This is a genomic window from Rhizobium sp. BR 317, assembly GCF_047445835.1.
Taxonomy (GTDB): domain Bacteria; phylum Pseudomonadota; class Alphaproteobacteria; order Rhizobiales; family Rhizobiaceae; genus Rhizobium; species Rhizobium paranaense.
On record NZ_JARWLB010000003.1, the window covers coordinates 94,934 to 116,413 of the forward strand.

Sequence of the window (21,480 nt, forward strand, 5' to 3'; positions counted from 1 at the left end):
CGCTACTCCACCCTCATCCTGAGTCTGTCGAAGGACGAGGGTGGCCCCGTAGGCTACCACCCGCCCTCGTGGTTCGAGACGGCCCTGTGGGCCTCCTCACCATGAGGGCTAGTCATCTCACCGGTATATCCCTTATCAAAGGAGGGATATTTTACTTCGCCTTGTCAGCCGGGTACGGTGTCGGCAGCAGTAGCAGCAGCCCGCCAGCGAGGAAAATGATGAGCGTTGCCATGCCAAGGCGCGCTGAGCCGCTCCAATAGGTCACCAGAGAGAAGAATAGCGTCGCCATGAAGCTGGTTGCTCGGCCGGAGAGTGCGTAGATGCCGAAATAGCGGCCCGCCTCATGAAGGCTGACGCTGCGGGCAAGATAGGAGCGCGATGAGGCCTGCACAGGGCCGAAGGCGATGCCGATCAATAGGCCGTAGCCGATATAGGCTTTTTCCGCTGCGGTGCCGAACAGACCGCCGGAGCTGACCGTCGAGAGCGGTACGAGGCCGAAAAGCGTGAAGCCCGGGCCTGTCGAGATGATGCCGAGGGTTGCGATAAGCAACAATGTTAGGCTGATGAGGACGGTCGTTTTCGAGCCGAGCCAACGGTCGACATAGCTAGCCGCAAAGCAGCCAAAAATCGCGATGACGTTGAGGATGATGCCGTAGATGCCGATCTCGATTGTTGTCCAATGGAACATGCCTGCAGCAAAGGCGCCGCCGAGAAACAGCAGGCCGTTGACGCCATCCTGATAGATCATACGGGCAATGAGGAAGAGGCTGATGCCGCGCCGGCGCTTCAATTCACCCAAGGTCGTCGAGAGCTCGCGCAGGCCCGAACGCACTGCTGCGTAAAGCGGCAGGCCGCGTGGGGCGTCGGGCGTGAACAAAAACATCGGCAGGATAAAGATGAAATACCACACGGCAGAGATTGGCCCGGTGATGCGCGCATCCTCGCCGAGCCTTGCGTCGAGGCCGAAGAGCGGCTTCAGACCGAAAATAGTCTTGCCGGTTTGCGGATCGCCGGCCAGCAGCGTTACGACGGTGATCAATACGATCATGCCGCCGAGATAGCCAAGTCCCCAGGCAGCGTTTGACAGCTTGCCGACATCGTCCTTGCCGACCAGCCGGGGCATCATGGAATCGTTGAAAACGATCGAGAACTCGGCCGAGATCGACGCGAGGATCATGAAGATGATGGGATAGATCAAAGGCGAGCCTGGTGCCGCGCCCCAGAGGCAGAGGAGGCTTACGATCTTGATGACGGCGAAGAAGGCAATCCAGGGCTTGCGAGCGCCAGATTGATCGGCGATCGAACCGAGTACCGGCGACAACACGGCGATGATCACCGAAGAGATCGTCCCCATGTTAGCCCAGTCTATCTGCGCAGAGGCGGGATCCGCCGTCAGCCGCGCGACGAAATAAGGACCGAAGATGAAGGTGGTGACGACGGTGAAGAACGGCTGTGCCGCCCAGTCGAAGAACATCCACCCCCAGATGCCCCGCGCCGGCACTTTTGCCGGCGCATCGTCCCTTATTTCTGTAGCCACCAAATGCCTGCCCCTGTTTCCATAGCGCGGATAGAGCGGTTCAGCGTTTCCCGGAATCGCTTTCCCGCTCTATCCTTGTTTTTACGCATTCCGGACGGAAAACCGCTTCGCAGTTTTCCTGGAATTGCTCAATCGAACCGGGCGGACTGTGTCATCTCGCCCGGTCATGCGCAAGGTCGGTCAGGAGGCCGGCGGCAACGGTAATCCGGGCAAGGTTCGGATCGCCGCTTTCGCTGAGGCCCGCAAGCTCTTCGGCAATGCGGTTGATGCGGATGCGGTCTTCGGCGTGCCAGGCGAGGATCGGTTGCTTGTCCTTGGGATGATTGCTGAGCGCCGAGATGACGATATCGCGGCGAGCGCCTGCGATCTGGTCGAGGCTGCGGGCCAGCGCCAGGCTTTCATAGTGATCGCCGGTGATGATCCGGCTGCCGGCAAGTAGCAGGCGGCCGACGCGGAAGGTCTGCGACACCGTGAAGTAGCTTTCGGCGGCGCGGTTGAGCGTATCGCCCGTGCGCTCGGCGATCTGCATGATCTCCGGCACGAGGACGAGCGCGTAGATCGTCGCGATCTCGGACGCGAGCTTTTCCGGGAGGCCGGCGGTCTGATAATCCGCCTGCCGGGTCGCGATCTCGGCTGCGAAATCCGCCGGGATCTGGCTGAGGAAGACAGGCCGCAGCCGTTTCAATGCTGCCTGAAGCCGGCTAACGGTTTCCTCCATGTCGCCTTTGGCCGCTCCGGTTTTCAGCAGCAGGCGGGTCAGCACCGTATAGACTTCGGTGATTTCGCCATAGACGCGGTTCTGCGTCTGGCCGCCGACTTTACCGTCGAGCGCATCGGTCTCGTTCCACAGCCTGTCGAGATCGAAGCCGTCGCGGGCGAGCACGGCAGCCTTGACCACTTCAGCGGCAGAAGCGGCCGTTGCATCCATCATGCTGACGGCAAAGCCCGGTCCGCCGCGGTTGATCGCTTCGTTTGCCAATGCCGTTGCGATGATTTCGCGGCGCAGCCGGTGGCCGGCGATATCGGCGGCATGTGAGCGCTGCATCTTCGCCGGGAAATATCGGCTGAGCGTCGCGGCAAAATAGGGGTCGTCCGGCAGGTCGCTCGCCGCCAAGGCATCGAAGAGGACGATCTTGGCATAGGAGAGCAGGACGCCGATCTCGGCGCGGCTGAGCGGCCGGCCATTGGCGTAGCGCTCGGCAAAGGTCTGGTCGTCCGGCAGCGTCTCGACCTTGCGGTTGAGCTGTTTTGCGCCTTCGAGAACACTCATGAAGCGGCTGAGCTCCAGACCGTTGCCAGTGCCCTTGCGTTCCGTCAGCGAGATCGCCAGCGACTGCAGATAGTTGTTGCGGAGCACCAGTGTCGCGACTTCGTCGGTCATCGATGCCAGTAGCGTATCGCGTTTGGCGCGCGTCAGGCGGCCATCAAACATGGCGGATGCCAGCGCAATCTTGATATTGACCTCGACGTCCGAGGTGTTGACGCCGGCGGAATTGTCGATGGCGTCGGAATTGCAGCGTCCACCCTTGAGGCCGTAGGCGATGCGGCCCTTCTGGGTGACGCCGAGATTGGCGCCTTCGCCGATGACCTTCGCGCGAACCTCCTCCGCGGTAATGCGGATCGGATCGTTGGCGCGATCGCCGACTTCCGAATCCGTTTCGGCCGGCGCCTTCACATAGGTGCCGATGCCGCCGAACCAGAGCAGGTCCACCGGGCTCTTCAGGATCGCCGTCATGATCTCGAAGGGTGTCGCCACCGTCTTGTCGATGCCGATAGTGGCAGCGGCCTCATGTGTCAGCGTCACCGATTTGGCCGAACGCGAGATGATCATCGCACCCTTCGACAGGACGCTCTTGTCGAAATCCTGCCAGCTCGAGCGGGCGAGATTGAAAAGCCGCTGCCGCTCGGCAAGCGTCTTTTTCATGTCCGGATCCGGATCGATGAAGATGTCGCGGTGATCGAAGGCGGCGAGCAGGCGGATTTTGGGTGACAGCAGCATGCCGTTGCCGAAGACGTCGCCGGACATGTCGCCGACGCCGGCGACGGTGAAGGGCGTCGTCTGGATATCGATATCCATTTCACGGAAGTGCCGTTTGACGGTCTCCCAGGCACCACGGGCGGTGATGCCCATCTTCTTGTGGTCGTAGCCGGCCGAGCCGCCCGAGGCAAAGGCGTCGTCGAGCCAGAAACCGGCTTCCTGCGCCAGGGCATTGGCGGTGTCGGAGAAAGTAGCCGTGCCCTTGTCGGCGGCGACGACGAAATAGGGGTCGTCTCCATCCTGCCGCACAGTGTCCGGCGGCGGGACGATATCGTTGCCCGAGATATTGTCGGTGATCGACAGCAGGGTGCGAATATAGGTCTTGTAGGCTTCGCGGCCGGCATTGAAGATCTCGTCGCGGCTGCCGCCGACCGGAAGTTTCTTCGGATAGAAGCCGCCCTTGGCGCCGACAGGCACGATGACGGCATTCTTCACCTGCTGCGCCTTCACAAGGCCCAGAACCTCGGTACGGTAGTCTTCAGCGCGGTCCGACCAGCGCAGGCCACCGCGGGCGACCTTGCCGAAGCGCAGGTGCACGCCCTCCACCTCGACGCCATAGACGAAGATCTCGCGGAAAGGCCGCGGCTCCGGCAGACCGTCCAGAAGCTTCGGATCGAGCTTGAAGGCAAGCATGGCCTTTGGCGTGCCATCTGGGTTTCTCTGGAAATGGTTGGTACGCAGCGTCGCGTCGACGGCATTGACGTAGCGGCGGAGAATCCGGTCGTCGTCGAGGCTTGGAACGTCGGCGAGTTCGGTCTCGATCGTCGCATGCAAGTCGCTGAGTTTCTTCGTGCGGTTCTTCTCGCTGAGCCTGGGGTCGAGCGTGTCGTGGAACAGGCGGAAGATCGAGCCCGCGATGCGCGGATATTTGTCCAGCGTCGCGGCAATGTAATCCTGCGAATAGGCAATGCCAGCCTGGCGGAGATAACGGGCATAGGCGCGCAGGACGTTGGTTTCGCGGGCGGAAAGGCCGGCGGAGATGATCAGCCGGTTGAAGCTATCATTGTCGATCGTACCGCCGAATGCAGCGAGGAAGGCTTCCTCCAGCGCCGCACCGTGGCGCGCGAGGTCGATCGTCACGCCGCCGCGAGCTTCGAGCTCCATATCATGGAGAACGATATGGCCGTTCCCGCCGTTCTTGGCGGTGACGTATATGTCGAAGGTCCGCTCGCTGAGTACGTTGAAGCCGAGGTTTTCGAGCAGCGGCACGCGGCGCGACAGCGCCAGATTGCCTTCGCCGTGGAAGATCTTCAGGGACAGGATATCGCCCGTTTCATCCTTGCGGATGTAGAAGGCGATGCGGATCTGTCCGGCACCGGCAATGGCCATGATGTTGGGCAGGTCGGCAACGGCATCCTCCGGCGAAAAGGCCTCCTGGAAGGCCTGGCTGACGGAGATATGCGGCGCCTTAGGCCCGGCCAGCATTTCGAAGCGGTCGTCCCAGCGGGCGGTGATGGCGCGGATCGCTGCTTCAAGCCTGGCCTGCGGAATGTGCGGGGTCTTGCCGCCGCTGCGGCCGATGATGAAATGCACGCGCGCCACGCCACCTTCCGGGAAGGCTGGGTAGTAGGCGGAGACGCGGCCGTCATAGACGGTCTTCAGATGATTGCCGATTCGCTCCCGGACGGAGGAATCATATTCCTCGCGCGGAACGTAGACGATGACCGAGACGAAGCGATCGAAATGGTCGATGCGCGGCAGCGCACGGACGCGCGGCCGATCGGCAAGGTCGTTGATCTGTTCGGCAAAGCTTGCGAGCAGCGTCGTATCGATCTGGAAAAGATCGTCGCGCGGATAGGATTCCAGCGTGTTGTCCAGCATGCGGCCGGAATGGCTGGCCGGGTCGAAGCCGAAGTAGTCCTTGACCTTCTGCACCTTGGAACGCAGCAGCGGCACTTCGGCGGCGGCGCTGGTGTAGGCGGTGGATGTATAGAGGCCGACGATGCGCAGTTCGCCGGTGACCTTGCCATCGGCATCGAAACGCTTGACGCCGACATAGTCCATATAGGCGCGACGATGGACGACAGACTTCACATTGGCCTTGGTGACGATCAGGAAATCCGGTCCCTCGAGGAAGGCCAGGATTTCCGGGGTCGTGGTGACGGCGTCTTTTCCCTGGCGCAGGACGAGGACATCGGGATTGGAGAGGATGCCGAGGCCGGCGCCGCGGTCGCGCTCCACCTTGGCGCTGGCGCCCTTGCCGGAATAGACATATTCGCGCATGCCAAGGAAGGTGAAATTGCCGTCGCGCAGCCAGGCGAGGAAGGCCAGCGCTTCATCGCGATCCGCTTTACGACGGCCGGTGGTCTCGTAAGTGGAAAGCTCGGATATCACCGTATCCAGCCGCGTCAGCATCGGCTTCCAGTCGGAAACGGTCAGATGCGTCTGGTCGAGCACGGTTTGCACGCGCTTGATCAAGTCCGCTGCCTGCGCCGCGGTCAGCGGCGACAGGTGCAGTTGAATATGGCTGACGCGATTGGCCGGATCGCTTGGTTGATCGGCGGAATAGAGCGTGGGTTGCTTGCCGTCTTCGATGACGAGGATCGGATGCACCGCCATGTAAAGGTCGCGGTAGCTGCTCGTCACCTCGCCCATCGCCGATTCGTAGAGGAACGGCATGTTATGATCCGTTATAGACAGGATCGAAACGGGTGCGCCTTCGGGCTCGATATTGGCGACCTGTTCGATGGTCACACGGGGAGACGAGCCGCTCCAGGCCGCCAGTTCACCCGCCGCATGCACGGCGGCAAGAGCCAGCATTTCCGGGCTGTAGCGCTCCATATCGTCATTGCTCGCCCGGCCGAACAGGATTTCCGGATCGAGATGCGCCTCGCCGGTCGCGGCGGCGATCTTGCGGGCCGCTTCGATCTGTTTTTCCCGTTTCGGATTGGTCCTCGATGCCATGAAATTCCTCCCCATTTCAGAGTTTTGGTGACCTTATCAGAAGATTTATCGAAAAAACTGGCAAAATGAATGCGGATTTCATCGCTTTTCGACGGATTTGGCCTCAAATTTTGAAAAATCTTGCTGGTTTTTGTGATCTCGATGCAAATCGCGGGAAAATCGGCGCAGAATTGGCGATATTGCGTCCTCAACAGAGGTTTTCATGACTCTGTGAAGCGTGGTTGACAGACTGACGATAAAGAGATCATCACCGGCGCCATCGTGGCCCGAAGATCGGAACTGGAAACAAGCATCATGTCGGACACTGCGGCAGGCGCCGTTATCGTCATCTCCAGCCATGTCGTCAGAGGCTCCGTCGGCAATCGCGCCGCCGTCTTCGCGCTGGAAACCCTGGGTCACCCCGTTTGGGCGCTGCCGACCATCGTTTTGCCCTGGCACCCCGGCCATGGCCGCTCCACCCGGCTAACCTTTGCCGAGGCGGATTTCGACCATGCGATCGACGATCTCATCGCCGCGCCTTGGCTGGCGGAGGTGAAGGCGGTGCTGTCGGGTTATTTCGGCAATGCAGCGCAAGTGCGCTCCGTCGCGCGGTTGGTAACGGCACTGCGGGAAAAGAACCCCGATATCTTCTATGCCTGCGATCCCGTCATCGGCGATTCCGGTGGGCTTTATGTGCCGGAAGCAACCGCGGAAGCGATCCGCGATCACCTCATCCCGCTTGCATCGCTGGCGACGCCGAACCGCCACGAGCTTGCCTGGCTCGCCGGCGCGCCGCTAGAGGACAACAATGCCGTCATGGAGGCTGCCCTGGCGCTGGGGCCGCCGCGCATGCTGGTAACGTCGGCCGTTCCGATGATGACCGGCGGCACCGGAAATCTCTATCTCAGCGGCCGCAACGCGCTGTTTGCCGAACATCGCAGCATCGACAAGGCGCCGAACGGGCTCGGCGACCTGCTCTCGGCCGTGTTCCTGTCGCGGCTGCTGTCAGGGATGGACGAAGAGCGGGCTTTGCAATTGACCACGGCCAGCGTCTACGAAGTGCTGGCGCGGGCGGTTAAGCGCGGCAGCGACGAATTGACGCTCGCCGCCGATGCTTCCAGCCTATCGACCCCCATGGCAATGGTGCAGATGCGGCGCCTGCTGCATCCGGCGCAACGGCGGAAGAAATAGCGATCGGCTCGGGCGATAGGTTTTTGCAGCGCAATAGTTGCCATCGGCCGCAGTGCGCTGTAATTCAATACTATGCTGAGCTTTCCTACCTCCCTTCTGAATGGCTATCGCAACTTCATGAGCGGGCGTTACGTCGACGAACGCGAGCGCTATCGCAGTCTGGCGGAGGATGGGCAGAAGCCCGCGGCGCTAGTGATTGCCTGTTCCGACAGCCGCTCTGCACCGGAGACTATTTTCGATGCGGGTCCCGGAGAGCTTTTCGTCATCCGCAACGTCGCCAATATGGTGCCGCCCTACGAGCCGGATGGTCATTTTCACTCGACGTCCGCAGCTCTGGAATTCGCGGTGCAGTCGCTGAAGGTCTCAGATATCGTGGTCATGGGGCATGGTCGTTGCGGCGGTATCCGCGCAGCGTTGGACCCGAATGCCGAGCCGCTGTCGCCGGGCGATTTCATCGGCCGCTGGATGGGCCTCGTAAAGCCGGCCGCCGAGCAGATCCAGAGCAATGACGTCATGACGCCGGCCGAGCGGCAGACGGCGTTGGAGCGCATCTCCATCCGCAATTCGCTCAATAATCTGCGCAGCTTTCCTGATATCAAGGCGCTGGAAGAGGAAGGGAAATTGAGCCTGCACGGTGCGTGGTTCGATATTTCGACTGGCGAGCTGTGGGTGATGGACCCCGAGACGCGCGATTTTATCCGGCCGGAAATCTGAGACCTCGATAGGGACAAACGAAAAAGACGCCCGGGCCATTTGGCCGAGCGCCTTTTATCAATTTTGTCGCCGTGATTATTGGCCGTCGATCTGCTTGCCGATATAGGCGATTGCCTGCTGGTAGACGGCTGCATCGTTCCAGCCACCGATCGCTGCGAAGTTCGGCTCGCCGGGCTGATAGCCAAGACCCGGCTGCCAGCCATGGCCCTTCAGGAAGTTTGCAGTCGAGGCCAGCGCGTCGGCGCGGGATCCGACCAGATCGACCCTGCCGTCGCCATCGCCGTCGACACCGAAATTGACGACGTTCTTCGGCATGAATTGCGTCTGGCCGATTTCGCCATGGGCTGCACCGCGGGCGGTCGGGCTAAGATAGCCTTCGCCGACGAGCTTGAGGGCGGCATAGAGCTGATCGGTGAAATAATCGGAGCGGCGGCAGTCATAAGCGAGCGTCGACACGGCGGAAAGCGTATGCTGGTCGCCCATGAAGCCACCGAAACCGGTTTCCATGCCCCAGATAGCAATGATCGGGCCGGCGGGCACGCCATAGCGCTTCTCGATTTTCGCAAACAACGGGGCATTGGCCTGCTTCATGGCCTTGCCGCGGGTAATGATCGTCTGGCCGCCGCGCTTCCTCATGAAGTCTTCGAAGGAGAGCTTGAAGCTTTTCTGACCGCGATCGGCGCGGATGGTTGGTTGATTGTAGTGCACGTTGGCAAAGGCCCGGTCGAGAACAGAGGCGCTGACGCCCTGAGCCTGGGCTTCCTGCTTGAATTGCTGCACCCAATTCTCAAAACCAGCCGACGTATTGCCACAAGCTGCCGCATTGGCCGCAAACGGCGTCACCAACAGCAACCCGCCTGCTACGAGAGCTGCCATTCCAGACTTTGTCATGCGCATTCAGAGTCCCCGAATTCTTACCGCGCGAGACGCGGTAACGGTTTTTGATGGCGCATAAGCCTTCTATTTTCCAGGCCTACACGCGGTCTTACTGTGACCGGACCATGCCAGTATCCGGCAATTCTGTCATTATCACGTTTTCGCGATCAATATTTCGCTTCACGTGAAACATTGCACCTAAGCAGCTTTGTAAAAGCCTCGCCTTTCGATGCGAAATGACGAGGCTTTTCTTTAAATCCTGCTTAGCCAGCAAAGGTTTAAGAACCGTAAATTGGTTTATAAACCGTTTAGGCCGCCTGCTTGCGCGGCTTGACGAGGCCGCGGTTGATCAGGAGTTCGGCAATCTGGATGGCGTTCAGTGCCGCGCCCTTGCGCAGATTGTCGGAGACGACCCAGATGTTGAGACCGTTTTCGACCGTCGCATCCTCGCGAATGCGCGAAATGTAGGTCGCGTCTTCGCCAGCAGACTCATAAGGCGTGATGTAGCCGCCGTTTTCGCGCTTATCGATGACGAGGCAGCCCGGGGCTTCGCGCAGGATATCGCGAGCCTGATCGGCAGTGATTTCGTTTTCGAATTCGATGTTGACCGATTCCGAATGGCCGATGAAGACCGGCACGCGCACGGCGGTGCAGGTGACCTTGATCTTCGGATCGAGCATCTTCTTGGTTTCGGCCAGCACCTTCCATTCTTCCTTGGTGTAGCCGTCTTCCATGAAGACATCGATGTGCGGAATGACGTTGAAGGCGATGCGCTTGGTGAACTTCTTCGACTCGATCGGATCGGCGACGAAGACGGCGCGGGTTTGGTTGAATAGCTCGTCCATGCCGTCCTTGCCAGCGCCGGAAACGGACTGGTAGGTGGAGATGACGACGCGCTTGATCTTGGCAAAGTCATGTAGCGGCTTCAGCGCCACGACGAGCTGCGCGGTCGAGCAATTCGGATTGGCGATGATGTTTCGCTTGGTGAACTGCGTGACGGCATCGGGGTTCACTTCCGGCACGATCAACGGCACGTCGGCGTCGTAGCGCCAGGCCGAGGAGTTATCGATGACGACGCAGCCCTGGGCACCGATCTTCGGCGAGAACTTCTTGGAGACATCGCCGCCGGCCGACATCAGGCAGATATCGGTATCGGAGAAATCGTAATTCTCCAGGTTCGAAACCTTCAGCGTCCGGTCGCCGAAGGAAACTTCGGTGCCCTGCGAGCGGGCCGATGCGAGCGCTACGACCTCGTCAGCCGGAAAACCGCGTTCGGACAGGATATTGAGCATTTCGCGGCCGACATTCCCGGTCGCGCCCGCAACTGCAACTTTGAAACCCATTTCTCAAGCTCTCTTTCTCTTCTCTCCTCTTTGGCGAGGGGGGAACCACGGTCATGACGACCGGTTCCTGTCCCCAGCCGAGCCGGGGAGAGAGCGGCAGGCCAGAGACGTCAGACGGTTTTCGTCGTCGTTTTGGCCTTGGTTTTGGAAGAAACCGGAAAACGGAACTCCTGCCCGGCAAATTCTGCCAGGTGATCGAATCTATCGATCTGTTCGAAGCGAACCATGGAGGTCTTCCTTTTCCGTCGCCGGTTCTAAGGGGTTTTCCACAGGAGTCAAGGATTTTGCGTTCCCACCGAGGCGGGAACGCGGAAATCGATCTCAGCCTCAGCGACTGCTGTTGCGCGTGGATTCGAACAGGAACCAGATGCGGCGTTCCGTCTCGTCCAGCCAATTTTCAAGAAGGCTGGCGGTGGCGACATCGCCATATTCATCGCAGACATCGTGCGTGGCGCGGATTTCGGCGGAAAGCCTGAGATTGTCGTCGGCCAGTTCGGCGAGCATATCCTGAGCGTCGACATATTCGGCATTATTGTCGGGGATGCGCTGCAGCTTGGCGATGTGGCCGATCGAACGCAACGTGGTGCCGCCGATCTTTCTGGCCCGTTCGGCCATCGGGTCCGTCATGGCGAAGATCTGCTCGCCCTGCTCATCCAGCAACAGGTGGTAATCGCGAAAATGTGGCCCGCTCATATGCCAATGGAAATTCTTGGTCTTGAGATAAAGGGAAAAGACGTCGGCCAGCAGCGCATTCAGTGCTGCGGAAATATCGCGTGTCGCTTCTTCGCTGAGATTGGTGCGCGTGCCCAGTTTCGATTTGGTATTGGCGGTATTCATGATGACGTGCTCCGTTTCGTTGGTCGCAACAGCGATCTCTCAGAGACTTTCACAGGAATTTACGGCGTTCGCTCGCAAGGGATCGCATTGCAGATAGGATCTGTCGTGAAGGTTTTCGCGGTCAAGATGTCGTTTGCAGCAAAAGTGGCTGCGGATCGACGGAAAAACCCGAACGGCAATGATAGTATGAAGACGGATGCGGTTTGGCAATTGTTGCCGGAGGTGCCGGCCGGCCGGATCGGCCATGGCATGGGGGACGCCGCTTCCCTCGTTGGGAGGAAAGCGGCTCTGCGGGATAAGCGGTTACTTCAAGCCGCCGCCGGCATAGAGGGTTTCGCCCGTCAACCAGCCGGAATCCTTCGAGGCGAGGAAAACAGCGATCGGAGCGATATCGGTCGGCTGGCCGAGGCGGCCAAGCGGTGTTTGCGAAACCATATGCTTCTCGAAATCGCTGCCGATAATGCCTGCCGCGATGACGCCTTCAGTCTCGACGCCGCCGGGCGAGATGGTGTTGACGCGGATGTTGCGTGGGCCGAGTTCCTTGGCAAGGATCTGGGTGATCGAGGTGACGGCGGCCTTGGTCGCCGTATAGACCGCAGCGGTCGGCAGGTTCATGGTAACGGCTGTCGAGGCGATGTTGATGACGTTCCCGCCTTCGGGGCCGAAATGTTTCACCGCTTCCTGCGTCGTCAGCAGTGTGCCGAGAACGTTGATATTGAATTCGCGGTGGAATTCTTCTTCGGTGATCTCTTCCAGCGCCTGGAATTGATAGACGCCGGCATTGTTGACGAGGATGTCGAGGCCGCCGAAGGCTTCCTTGGTTTCGGAAAAAAGCCGCTTCACGTCGGCGGATTTCGAAACATCGCCGTGTGCTGCGATCGCCTTGCCGCCTTTGGCGGTGATCTCGGCCACGACCTTGTCGGCGCCTTCCCGGCTCGACGCATAATTGACCACGACGGCCGCGCCTGCCTCGCCCAATGCCTTGGCGATGCCTGCGCCGATACCCTTCGATGCTCCGGTCACGATCGCGACCTTGCCTGCCAGCTTGCTCATGTTATCTCCTGTCGAGAAGGTTGTTAGATAATTTTATAACTATCGAATTGTTGACGCAGACGAGGGCCTTAGTGTGTCGACCTTCATCCCGTCCCTTTGATATTTAGATAATCATCTAACTGATACAAGAGCAGCCGTTGCGGGCGGAGGGAAAAGAATTGTCAGATGGTGGCGAGTTCCGCCATGTAGGCATTCAGGACATCGCGCCGAAGCAGCAAGTTTGCGAACTTGCCTTCCCGCACGATCTCGATGAGGCCGGCGTTTTCGAGTTCCTTGATGTGGTGCGATATCGTCGCGGCGCTGACAGCATGGCACTGCGTCAGGATGCTGCAAGGCATAGGCTCGGCGCGACCGCCGATTTCCTTCAATATCTGCACGCGGCGCGGCTCGGCGAGCGCCCGGGAAATCAACCCGAGTTGCCTTTCGCTCAGTCGCGTCTGTCCTGCATCGGTCATTGTCTTCGCCACACTCGAACGGGGAATGGATTTCCCGCAAATTCGCCGCTTCAGATATATGAATGCAGGCAATACTTGGCAACTATTCGAGGTGTGATGGTGCGTTGCGTGGCATATTGATGAGGGGAATTTTCTTTTCCCTCATCCGCCCTCGTGGTTCGAGGGCGCTGTGCGCCGCCTCACCATGAGGGCTAACCTTTTTTGGCTTCGCTCCTCGGAGTGAAGGACTTTATCCCCTGTGGCCGGGCGCGGTATGCGCTCCACCTTCATCCTGAGCTTGTCGAAGGACGAGGGTGGCCCCAAGGCCGCGGCAAAGAGGTTACTTCCCCTTCAACAGCGGCAATCTCGGCACCGGCCAGCCGGTCTCGCCGATGCGGAAGAGCAGGCCGTAGCGGGAATAGACGATCGCCACCATGAAGGAAAACCAGCCGCCGAGGGCGAGGCCGGCGATGACGTCGCTCGGATAGTGGGCGCCGATCATCACGCGCGTGGTCGCCAGCCAGAGGGCGCAGGCGATGAAGATGTAACGATAGCGCGGGAAGAGGAAGGCAAGCGCCACGAAGAAGGCGCCGATGGTGGTCGCATGGCCGGACGGGAAGCTTTCGAAGCCGGCATGGCCGTTGAAGGGCGAGAAACCGAAAGGACCCCAATCCTCAAAATGCATTGGGCGGGCACGGCCGATGGCGCGCTTCAGGAGATTGGCGATGATACCCGACAGCGTGATGGTCGTCAGCAGATAGCCGCCGATCTGACAGATGCGCAGGGCCTGGCAACGACAGCGTGGCGATTGCAACAGCCGGCTGCCGGCCCAGCCTTCGAAGAACAGAAAGGCGCTGAGCAGGATGATCCAGCCGGATTCGCCGAAATTGGTGAGCAGTTTGCCGAAGAAATGAATGGGTGGAGCGATGTTCTTGATGTTGGCGCCGACCGGCCAATCGAACAGCAGCGCCGCGAGCAAGACGACATTGGCGGTCAGGAACAGACAGATCTTCCAATGCGACGGTGCGAAGCCGCTCTTGTTCCGCCGCCACCGCCTGTCCAGAGACGTCAAGATCGCCTGCATATCCACCGCCTGTCGCCGCTACTTCCTACCCAAGTCGGCAATTACGCCCAGAGCAGTTCAGCGCCTCACGGAATCGCTGGACTGCTCTATCTTTTTGTTTTCACGCAATTCCGGACGGAAAGCGGCTCACGCACTTTCCTGGAATTGCTGTAGCAGGCTCCTGCAACAGTTTTTTTACAGATTTAAGACGGTCGGTGGTTCAGCGAAGCCCGTGGTTCAGCCGCGGCCGCGGCCACCCGTCTTTGACCACGGAAAAAACCAGGCCGAAACGGGAAAAGAGGATCGCAACGGCGAAAGCGATCCAGGCGCCGAGCGCCAGGCCGGCGGTGACATCGCTTGGATAGTGGACACCGATGATGATGCGCGAAGCGCCAAGCCAAAGGCCGATGCCGATGAACAGCAGCCGGAATCGCGGGAAAAGCAGGGCCAGAGTGACAAAGAGCGCACCCACATTGGCCGAATGCGCCGAGGGAAAGCTTTCAAACAGAAAGTCGCCGTGAAACGGCTCGAAACCGAAAATGCCGTATTGATCATAAAGAGGGGGCCGGGCGCGGCCGATCGCGTATTTCAGAAGATTGACGACGATGCTGGTCGTGAGAACGGACAGGCCGACATAGGCGATCATCCGGATGAAAAGGGCGGCCCGGTAACGGCCGTGCGTCGGTGCACGACGTAGGATGAAAAGGCCGACGGCAGACACGACGGCGATAGCGGCGAGGATCCAGGCCAGCCTGCCGATATCGGTGATGGCGCCTGCGACTGCGATCAGTTGCGGCGAGAGGTTCTTTGCAGCCTGTCCAAGTGGCGTATCGAAGACGAGGAAGGCAAGAATGACGATGTTGACCGCGGTCAGCGTGTAGCCAAGCCAAGGAAGGGGGCCATGACGGTTGCGGCGAAGGTCATAACGCCGCGCCAGCCTCTGCCAAGGCCGTGATTGCTTCTGGATTGTGCTCACCGGCGGCGATGTCGTTTCCGTGCTCATCCAACGGAAATAAGGGTCCGCCGCGCGGAGTTCAACGAAAAGCCCCCGCTCTGCAAGCCGAGAGCGAGGGCCTTTGATGTTTCACATGAAATATCAGACCGCGATTATGCCGACAGCGCCTTGAATTCGGCGAGGATGGCATCGCCCATTTCGGCGGTGCCGACTTGGCGGCTGCCAGCCGACATGATGTCGCCGGTGCGGATGCCGCTGTCGAGCACGTTGGCGATTGCCTTTTCCAGCGCATCGGCATCGGCCACCAGGCCGAAGGAGTAGCGCAGGCACATGGCGAAGGAGGCGATCATGGCGATCGGGTTGGCGATGCCCTTGCCGGCGATGTCGGGGGCCGAGCCATGCACGGGCTCGTAGAGCGCCTTGCGCTTGCCGGTCTTGGCATCGGGTGCGCCGAGCGAAGCGGACGGCAGCATGCCGAGCGAGCCGGTCAGCATGGCAGCGACGTCGGACAGCATGTCGCCGAAGAGATTGTCGGTGACGATGACGTCGAATTGCTTCGGCTGACGAACGAGCTGCATGCCGCCGGCGTCGGCGAGCATATGCTCAAGCTGCACGTCGGCATATTTTTCCTTGTGCGTCGCGGTGACGACCTGGTTCCAGAGCACGCCCGACTTCATGACGTTGCGCTTTTCCATCGAGCAGACGCGGTTGTTGCGGGTGCGTGCCAGTTCGAAGGCGACGCCGGCAATGCGCTCGATCTCGTAGGTGTCGTAGACCTGGGTGTCGATGCCGCGCTTCTGGCCGTTGCCGAGGTCGATGATTTCCTTCGGCTCGCCGAAATAGACGCCGCCGGTGAGCTCACGGATGATAAGGATATCGAGGCCGTCGACCAGTTCCGGCTTCAACGAGGAAGCCGATGCCAGCGCCGGATAGCAGATGGCCGGGCGCAGGTTTGCGAAAAGCTCGAGGTCCTTGCGCAGGCGCAGCAGGCCGGCTTCCGGGCGCACTTCGTAGGGAACGTCGTCCCACTTCGGGCCGCCAACGGCGCCGAAGAGCACGGCGTCGGCCGCAAGCGCCTTCTGCATGTCCTCTTCGGAGATGGCGACACCATGCGCATCATAGGCGCTGCCGCCGACAAGGCCTTCATCCGTAACGAAACCGGCATTCTTCGCCTCGTTCATATAGGCGATGATCTTGCGGACTTCGCCCATGGCTTCGGGACCAATGCCGTCACCCGGCAGGAGGAAGAGATTGCGCACTGTCATGGGAAAAGCCTCCGCAAAAGAAATAAGTTGCGGGTTCTTAGACCCGCCAAGAAGGCTTTTCAAGCGAGGAAGGGGCGGAAACGGTACGGTTTGGGGCTTTTGCGGCCGACCCTCGTGGTTCGAGGCTGCGCCCTTTGGGCTTCACACCTCACCATGAGGGCGGAGCGAACTATAAGCCAGGCGAGAGGACGAGCCCTCATGGTGAGGAGGCCCAAAGGGCCGTCTCGAACCACGAGGGCGGATGGCTTGCGTTGCTTTATCTTTACTCAGCCAATCCAAGCGAAGCGAGATAGGCTGCCGATGCCGGGATCTTGGACTTGTCCTTGATCTCGATGATCAGGCGCGGATTGCTGTTGAGCTTGGCAAGGGCGGCGAAGACGGCGCGCCAGTGGATATTGCCTTCGCCGAGGCTCCAGTGGCGGTCGGCATAGCCGTCGGCATCCTGCAGGTGGACGTGCTGGAGGCGGTTGCCGGCGGCGTGGACGTAGTAGTCGACCGGCGGTGCACCGGTGTAGCCGTGCGCGTAATGGGCATGGCCGGTGTCGATCGAAACGGCGACGGCGGGCGAGTTGAAGCTGTCGGCAAGACCGACGCGGATATGGGGATCCTTATCCTCGATGTTCTCGATGACCATGGTCAGGCCAATGTCTTCGGCGCGCTTCACGGCATCCTTCAACGTCAGATGCGTGTATTCAATGATCTTCTCGCGTTCACCCTTGTTGTTGTCGAGGTTGTTGTAGGACCATGACGTATAGGGGCTATGGATGACCATCTGGGTGGCGCCGATATTGGCGCAGACGTCGAGTGCCTGCAGCAGGCGCTTCGTGACGACGGCGCGGATCTCCGGGTCCTGCGAGGCGATGATGAAGCCCCAGAACGGGCCGTGGATGCCGAGGCGGCCCTGATGGCCGTCAAGCAGCTTCCTCGCGCGCTCGGCAAGCGGCGCCCAGTCGCCATTCAAGATTTCGGCTTCGACGAAGCTCTGCAGTTCCAAGTCGCGCCGCTTTTCGAGCAGCCAGTTGCGATGGGTTTCGACGTCGTCAAGCGTCATGGCGGCGCCAAGAATGGGAAGGGAAGACATGAAATGCTCCGATCGGGAGGAGGAGATGGAGGGAGCGGGAGCGGCCAGAGGGGCTCCGCAAAGGCTATATGATCCCCCTTTTTGTCGGGCATATTACAGCCGGCAAAGTCATCAGCTTGCCACGGCATGAAAACAAAAAGCCGGGCTTTTCAGCCCGGCTTCGACACGCAAATGTGATGATGAAATCGATCAGGCAGCCCAGGGATGGGATGCGGCATTCGTCTTTTCGAAGCTGTCGATCGCTTTGGCTTTTTCCAGCGTCAGGCCGATATCGTCGAGGCCGTTCAGCAGGCAATGACGCTTGAATTCGTCGAGATCGAACTTGATCGAACCGCCGTCCGGGCCGGTGATCTCAAGGTTTTCCAGATCGATCGTCAGGATGGCGTTGGAGCCGCGCGAGGCGTCGTCCATCAGCTTGTCGAGATTTTCCTGGCTGACCTTGATCGGCAGAATGCCGTTCTTGAAGCAGTTGTTGTAGAAGATGTCGGCGAAGCTGGTCGAAATGACGCAACGGATGCCGAAGTCGAGCAGTGCCCACGGGGCATGTTCGCGCGAGGAACCGCAGCCGAAATTGTCGCCGGCGACGAGAATCTTGGCATTCTGATAGGCCGGCTTGTTCAGCACGAAATCCGGGTTCGGCGAACCATCCTCATTGTAGCGGGCTTCGGCGAACAATCCCGTGCCAAGACCGGTGCGCTTGATGGTCTTCAGATAGTCCTTCGGGATGATCATGTCGGTATCGACATTCACGACCGGGAGGGGTGCTGCGACACCAGTCAACTTCACGAACTTGTCCATGGGGGTCCTGCCTTCAATTTTCGTCTATGCACGAATTATCCTGCCAATAGAGCAAATCCCGGCAAAAATGAAGGGGAATCTTGGAAATGCTCTAAACCGGGCGCCTTGGCCGCAGTTCAGGAATTGCGCGTGGATTAAGCGCATTGGAGAGCGGCGAGGCGCCGCCCTGCCCTGATCTTGGCTTAGAGGTCGATGATCGTGCCGCGGCCGTCGTTCCAAACGCGCATTTCGCGCTGAGCATTCGCCTTGGCACGCACCGGAGCAGGTTTCATCCGCAACGAAATCGCGCGGCCCACCATAAGCACGGTGAGGATGCCGCCGACAGCGAGCGTGATTGAAACGGTAAACAGCGCCAGGGCTGCAAACACGGTGATGCCGGCAAGCGCGATGAACAGGGAACGGATATTCTGCATGGTCGAGACCTCTCTACTCATGGCAATGTGGTCCTCTCTTCTTCTCTCTGCAAGAGGAGCATGGCTTTTTGTTGTCTTGCCCGTTGTTGTCTTGCTTGACGGCGGAAAGCGCGGCAAAACTGCATCATGAGCCGTCTCGCCCCTCCCCGTTCCGTCCGTCTGCGCCGCTCGGTGCTGAGTGTCCCTGCGATCAACCGCCGTGCGCTTGAGAAGATAGCCGATCTCGATTGCGACGCAGTCATCTTCGATCTCGAGGATTCCGTGGCGCCGGAGAAAAAGGCGGAAGCGCGGGAGAATTTGCGGGCTTTTTTCACCGGCTCGCTGCTTGCCGGCAAAGGAGAGGCTGGCAAGGAGCGCATCATCCGCATCAATACGCTGTCATCCGGCTTCGGTGCCGAAGACCTGGAGCTGGTGCTGGCGCTTGAGCCCGATGCGGTTCTTCTGCCAAAGGTCGACGAGCCGCAGGATGTGACTGTTGTCAGCGACAGGCTTGCCGAGGCGGATGCGCCGGAGAGCCTGCGCATCTGGGGGATGATCGAGACGCCGCGCGGCGTCTTGAATGCCGCGGCCATCGCCGAGGCCGGCCGCACACCGGGAAGCCGGCTCGATTGTTTGACCGTCGGCCTCAATGATCTGCGCAAGGAAACCGGTGTGTTGCCGCAGCCGGGCCGCACCTATCTCATGCCGTGGCTCATGCAGGTGATCTTGGCCGTCAGCGCCTATGGGCTCGACGCCATCGACAGTGTTTTCAACGATTTCAAGGATATGGAAGCCTTCGACGTCGAATGTGCGGAGGGCCGAGCCATGGGCTTTGCCGGCAAGATGCTGATCCATCCAAACCAGATCGAAGCCGCCAACCGGCATTTCGGGCCGCACGAGGCCGCTCTTGCCGAGGCGCAAGCCATTATCGCCGCTTTCGCCGATCCGGCGGCGGCCGGTCTCAATGTCGTGAACCTCGGCGGGCGCATGGTCGAGCGGCTGCATCTTGTCCAGGCGGAGAGACTGGTCCATAAAGCTCGCCTGATTTCAGAGCGTCCTTTGCGGTTGTCTACGGCCGCACCTCGGGATGAAGGCTGATAGAGCAATTCCAGGAAAAGTGCGTGAACCGCTTTCCGTCCGGAATTGTGTGAAAACAAAGAGATAGAGCAGTTCAGAGATTCCGTGAAGCGCTGAACTGCTAGGTTATGAAAGACGATTTGATGAAACTTTATCGCTTCCTTACCGGCCCCGACGACGCTTCCTTCTGCCATAAGGTGACCGCGGCGCTGAACAAAGGCTGGGAACTCTCGGGCTCGCCGACCTACGCCTTCAATGCGGCGACCGGCCTAATGCTGTGCGGCCAGGCAGTCGTCAAGGACGTCGCGGGCAAGGATTACGATCCGGAAATGAAGCTTTCGGAGCAGTAAGAGTAACAGGATCGCTTATTCAGCGGTCCGTCGCCTCTTCGGCGCTCGCCTCGATGCGTTCCATGTCCTCGTCGCTCAGGCCGAAATGGTGGCCGATTTCGTGGATCAGGACATGGGTGATGATGTCCCCGAGGGTTTCGTCGTTTTCCGCCCAATAATCGATGATCGGCCGGCGATAGAGGCGGATCTTGTTCGGCATTTCCCCGGTTTGGGCTGTGAAACGCTCCGATATGCCGCGCCCTTCGAACAGACCGAGCAGGTCGAACGGCGTTTCCAGCGCCATGTCCTCGAACACGTCGTCGTCGGGGAAATCTTCGATGAGGATGATGAGATTGCCGGTGAGCGAACGGAATTCGTCCGGCAGGTGGCTGTAAGCCTCCGTGGCCAGGGATTCGAATGTGCTGATCGAGGGGGCATGGCGGTCCCGCCAATCCTCGCTCTGGTCAATGCGGGCCATGAATGCTTCCTTCCTTAGCTGGTCATATAGAGCCTTTGTTTCGGTTTTTCGAGAGTGGATTCAGGCAGAGGAATATTTTCTCATAAAATGGTGTTGACTCTTCTTCCGACCTCTGGAATCCATAAGAACATAACAGGAACATAATTGATCTGGAGCTACCGTCATGGCTGAGGCCGCCGTGGCGCGGGAGACGCTTTTTGCCCTGCGTGAAACCATTGCCCGACTGGAAGGCAGGCCGATACCGGCGCTGGCAGCCATGGCGCATGAGACACGGGCGGCAGAGCCGGAGGCCGGTTCGGCCGATGCTGTCCAGCCGCTTGCAATAGGGGTTGCCGCTCTCGACGAGGCGATGCAGGGCGGCGTGCCGCTGGATGCGCTGACGGAGATCCGTTCGCTCGCCTTGCGTGATGCCGGAGCGGCGAGCGGTTTCACCCTTGCTCTTGCTGCCCGGCTCAGAGTGTTTGCAGGGCGGCCTCGGGGGCAAGCCGTCGGCAAAACCACGGCCGTATCGCCGGTTTTGTGGATCGGCGATACTGTCGCGGGGATGGAGGCGGGCCTGCCCTATGCGCTCGGGCTTCAGGATTTCGGATTGGAGCCGGCCGGCTTTCTACAGGCGTCGCCGCGCAAGCTGGAAGAGGCGCTATGGCTGGCGGAGACGGCGCTTGCCAGTGCGGCCTTTGCGGTCGTCATTCTGGAGGTGCGCGGCAATCCGGCCCGCTTCGGGCTGACCGAGAGCCGGCGGCTGGCGCTGCGGGCCAAGGCGGCGGGGCGGCCCTTGTTTCTGTTGCGTCAAGCGGGCGAGGAGGAGGCGAGCAGCGCTCTCTTCCGTCTCGCCGTCGAACCCGCGCCGGCCCTGGCGCGGCCCTTGCCGGACGGATCGCTGCTTGGCGGCAGCATCGGTCATCCGGCCTTTCGTCTCACCCTGGAAAAAAGCCGTAACCCGGCGCCCTTTTCCATAACCCTGGAGTGGAATGCCCATGACCGCCAGTTTGCCCCTGTCCTCGACGCTCAGCACCCTGCCTTTCCCGGTGAACACGCAGCGCATTCTGGCGCTGACCTTTCCGCACCTGCCGACCGACCGGATCGCGCGCAAGCGATGGGGTCTGTCCTGGCGTTCGACCGGTCGGCTTGAGGCG

Annotated in this window: 19 protein-coding genes; 5 read left to right on the forward strand and 14 right to left on the reverse strand. The window is 60.2% G+C overall.

The genetic code is table 11. The features are described 5' to 3' along the window. Window positions 1–151 precede the first annotated feature (151 nt). Together QD357_RS05530 and QD357_RS05535 are read right to left on the reverse strand one after the other, a co-directional pair. Entirely contained in the window at window positions 152–1,540 is a 1,389-nt protein-coding gene (locus QD357_RS05530) for an MFS transporter (protein WP_107109920.1), read from the reverse strand. 148 nt (window positions 1,541–1,688) lie between these two features. Then, complete coding sequence (locus tag QD357_RS05535; protein ID WP_107109919.1) at window positions 1,689–6,479, reverse strand: NAD-glutamate dehydrogenase; 4,791 nt, start codon at window positions 6,477–6,479, stop codon at window positions 1,689–1,691. 294 nt (window positions 6,480–6,773) lie between these two features. Between QD357_RS05535 and pdxY the strand changes: the two genes are divergently transcribed. Both pdxY and QD357_RS05545 read left to right on the forward strand, forming a co-directional pair. Beyond that, window positions 6,774–7,649, forward strand: coding sequence for a pyridoxal kinase PdxY (gene pdxY, locus QD357_RS05540; RefSeq protein WP_107109918.1), 876 nt, complete (start codon window positions 6,774–6,776; stop codon window positions 7,647–7,649). Window positions 7,650–7,721: 72 nt separating this feature from the next. Then, on the forward strand, window positions 7,722–8,363 hold the full coding sequence (locus QD357_RS05545; protein WP_107109917.1) for a carbonic anhydrase: 642 nt from the start codon (window positions 7,722–7,724) through the stop codon (window positions 8,361–8,363). 75 nt (window positions 8,364–8,438) lie between these two features. Here the strand turns inward: QD357_RS05545 and QD357_RS05550 are convergent, their stop codons facing one another. The 11 genes from QD357_RS05550 to QD357_RS05600 form a co-directional block, all read right to left on the reverse strand. Continuing rightward, window positions 8,439–9,260: a lytic transglycosylase domain-containing protein gene (locus tag QD357_RS05550; RefSeq protein ID WP_107109916.1), complete on the reverse strand. Its 822-nt coding sequence runs from the start codon at window positions 9,258–9,260 to the stop codon at window positions 8,439–8,441. Between the two features lie 287 nt (window positions 9,261–9,547). Then, the gene (locus tag QD357_RS05555) at window positions 9,548–10,582 is read right to left on the reverse strand and encodes an aspartate-semialdehyde dehydrogenase (RefSeq protein WP_104824905.1); all 1,035 of its coding nucleotides are present in this window, start codon (window positions 10,580–10,582) and stop codon (window positions 9,548–9,550) included. A 327-nt stretch (window positions 10,583–10,909) separates the two neighbouring features. Next, a complete protein-coding gene (locus QD357_RS05560) occupies window positions 10,910–11,419 on the reverse strand; it encodes a Dps family protein (RefSeq protein ID WP_107109915.1) in 510 nt (169 codons plus the stop codon). 303 nt (window positions 11,420–11,722) lie between these two features. Beyond that, window positions 11,723–12,472: a glucose 1-dehydrogenase gene (locus QD357_RS05565; RefSeq protein WP_107109914.1), complete on the reverse strand. Its 750-nt coding sequence runs from the start codon at window positions 12,470–12,472 to the stop codon at window positions 11,723–11,725. Window positions 12,473–12,633: 161 nt separating this feature from the next. Further along, window positions 12,634–12,927 carry an ArsR/SmtB family transcription factor gene (locus QD357_RS05570; RefSeq protein ID WP_107109913.1) on the reverse strand — a complete coding sequence of 98 codons (294 nt, stop codon included), beginning with the start codon at window positions 12,925–12,927 and terminating at the stop codon, window positions 12,634–12,636. Window positions 12,928–13,246: 319 nt separating this feature from the next. Further along, on the reverse strand, window positions 13,247–13,990 hold the full coding sequence (lpxE, locus tag QD357_RS05575; RefSeq protein ID WP_107109912.1) for a lipid A 1-phosphatase LpxE: 744 nt from the start codon (window positions 13,988–13,990) through the stop codon (window positions 13,247–13,249). A gap of 199 nt (window positions 13,991–14,189) precedes the next feature. Further along, window positions 14,190–14,945 (reverse strand): phosphatase PAP2 family protein, encoded by a 756-nt coding sequence (locus QD357_RS05580; RefSeq protein ID WP_245407531.1) that lies wholly within the window; start codon window positions 14,943–14,945, stop codon window positions 14,190–14,192. A 131-nt stretch (window positions 14,946–15,076) separates the two neighbouring features. Further along, the gene (gene leuB / locus QD357_RS05585) at window positions 15,077–16,189 is read right to left on the reverse strand and encodes a 3-isopropylmalate dehydrogenase (protein ID WP_107109910.1); all 1,113 of its coding nucleotides are present in this window, start codon (window positions 16,187–16,189) and stop codon (window positions 15,077–15,079) included. Between the two features lie 262 nt (window positions 16,190–16,451). Next, the gene (locus tag QD357_RS05590; protein ID WP_107109909.1) at window positions 16,452–17,270 is read right to left on the reverse strand and encodes a sugar phosphate isomerase/epimerase family protein; all 819 of its coding nucleotides are present in this window, start codon (window positions 17,268–17,270) and stop codon (window positions 16,452–16,454) included. 189 nt (window positions 17,271–17,459) lie between these two features. Beyond that, window positions 17,460–18,068: a 3-isopropylmalate dehydratase small subunit gene (gene leuD / locus QD357_RS05595; RefSeq protein ID WP_107109908.1), complete on the reverse strand. Its 609-nt coding sequence runs from the start codon at window positions 18,066–18,068 to the stop codon at window positions 17,460–17,462. A 182-nt stretch (window positions 18,069–18,250) separates the two neighbouring features. After that, complete coding sequence (locus tag QD357_RS05600; protein ID WP_107109907.1) at window positions 18,251–18,481, reverse strand: hypothetical protein; 231 nt, start codon at window positions 18,479–18,481, stop codon at window positions 18,251–18,253. 126 nt (window positions 18,482–18,607) lie between these two features. Between QD357_RS05600 and QD357_RS05605 the strand changes: the two genes are divergently transcribed. Beyond that, window positions 18,608–19,558, forward strand: a complete 951-nt coding sequence (locus tag QD357_RS05605; RefSeq protein ID WP_107109906.1) for an HpcH/HpaI aldolase/citrate lyase family protein — start codon at window positions 18,608–18,610, stop codon at window positions 19,556–19,558. Between the two features lie 122 nt (window positions 19,559–19,680). Continuing rightward, window positions 19,681–19,887 carry a DUF1737 domain-containing protein gene (locus tag QD357_RS05610; protein WP_107109959.1) on the forward strand — a complete coding sequence of 69 codons (207 nt, stop codon included), beginning with the start codon at window positions 19,681–19,683 and terminating at the stop codon, window positions 19,885–19,887. A 19-nt stretch (window positions 19,888–19,906) separates the two neighbouring features. Here QD357_RS05610 and QD357_RS05615 read toward each other — a convergent pair whose 3' ends face one another. Further along, window positions 19,907–20,344 carry a metallopeptidase family protein gene (locus tag QD357_RS05615; RefSeq protein WP_107109905.1) on the reverse strand — a complete coding sequence of 146 codons (438 nt, stop codon included), beginning with the start codon at window positions 20,342–20,344 and terminating at the stop codon, window positions 19,907–19,909. A gap of 163 nt (window positions 20,345–20,507) precedes the next feature. Here QD357_RS05615 and QD357_RS05620 point away from each other — a divergent pair, with 163 nt between their 5' ends. Beyond that, on the forward strand, window positions 20,508–21,476 hold the full coding sequence (locus tag QD357_RS05620; RefSeq protein ID WP_245407530.1) for an ImuA family protein: 969 nt from the start codon (window positions 20,508–20,510) through the stop codon (window positions 21,474–21,476). Window positions 21,477–21,480 lie beyond the last annotated feature (4 nt).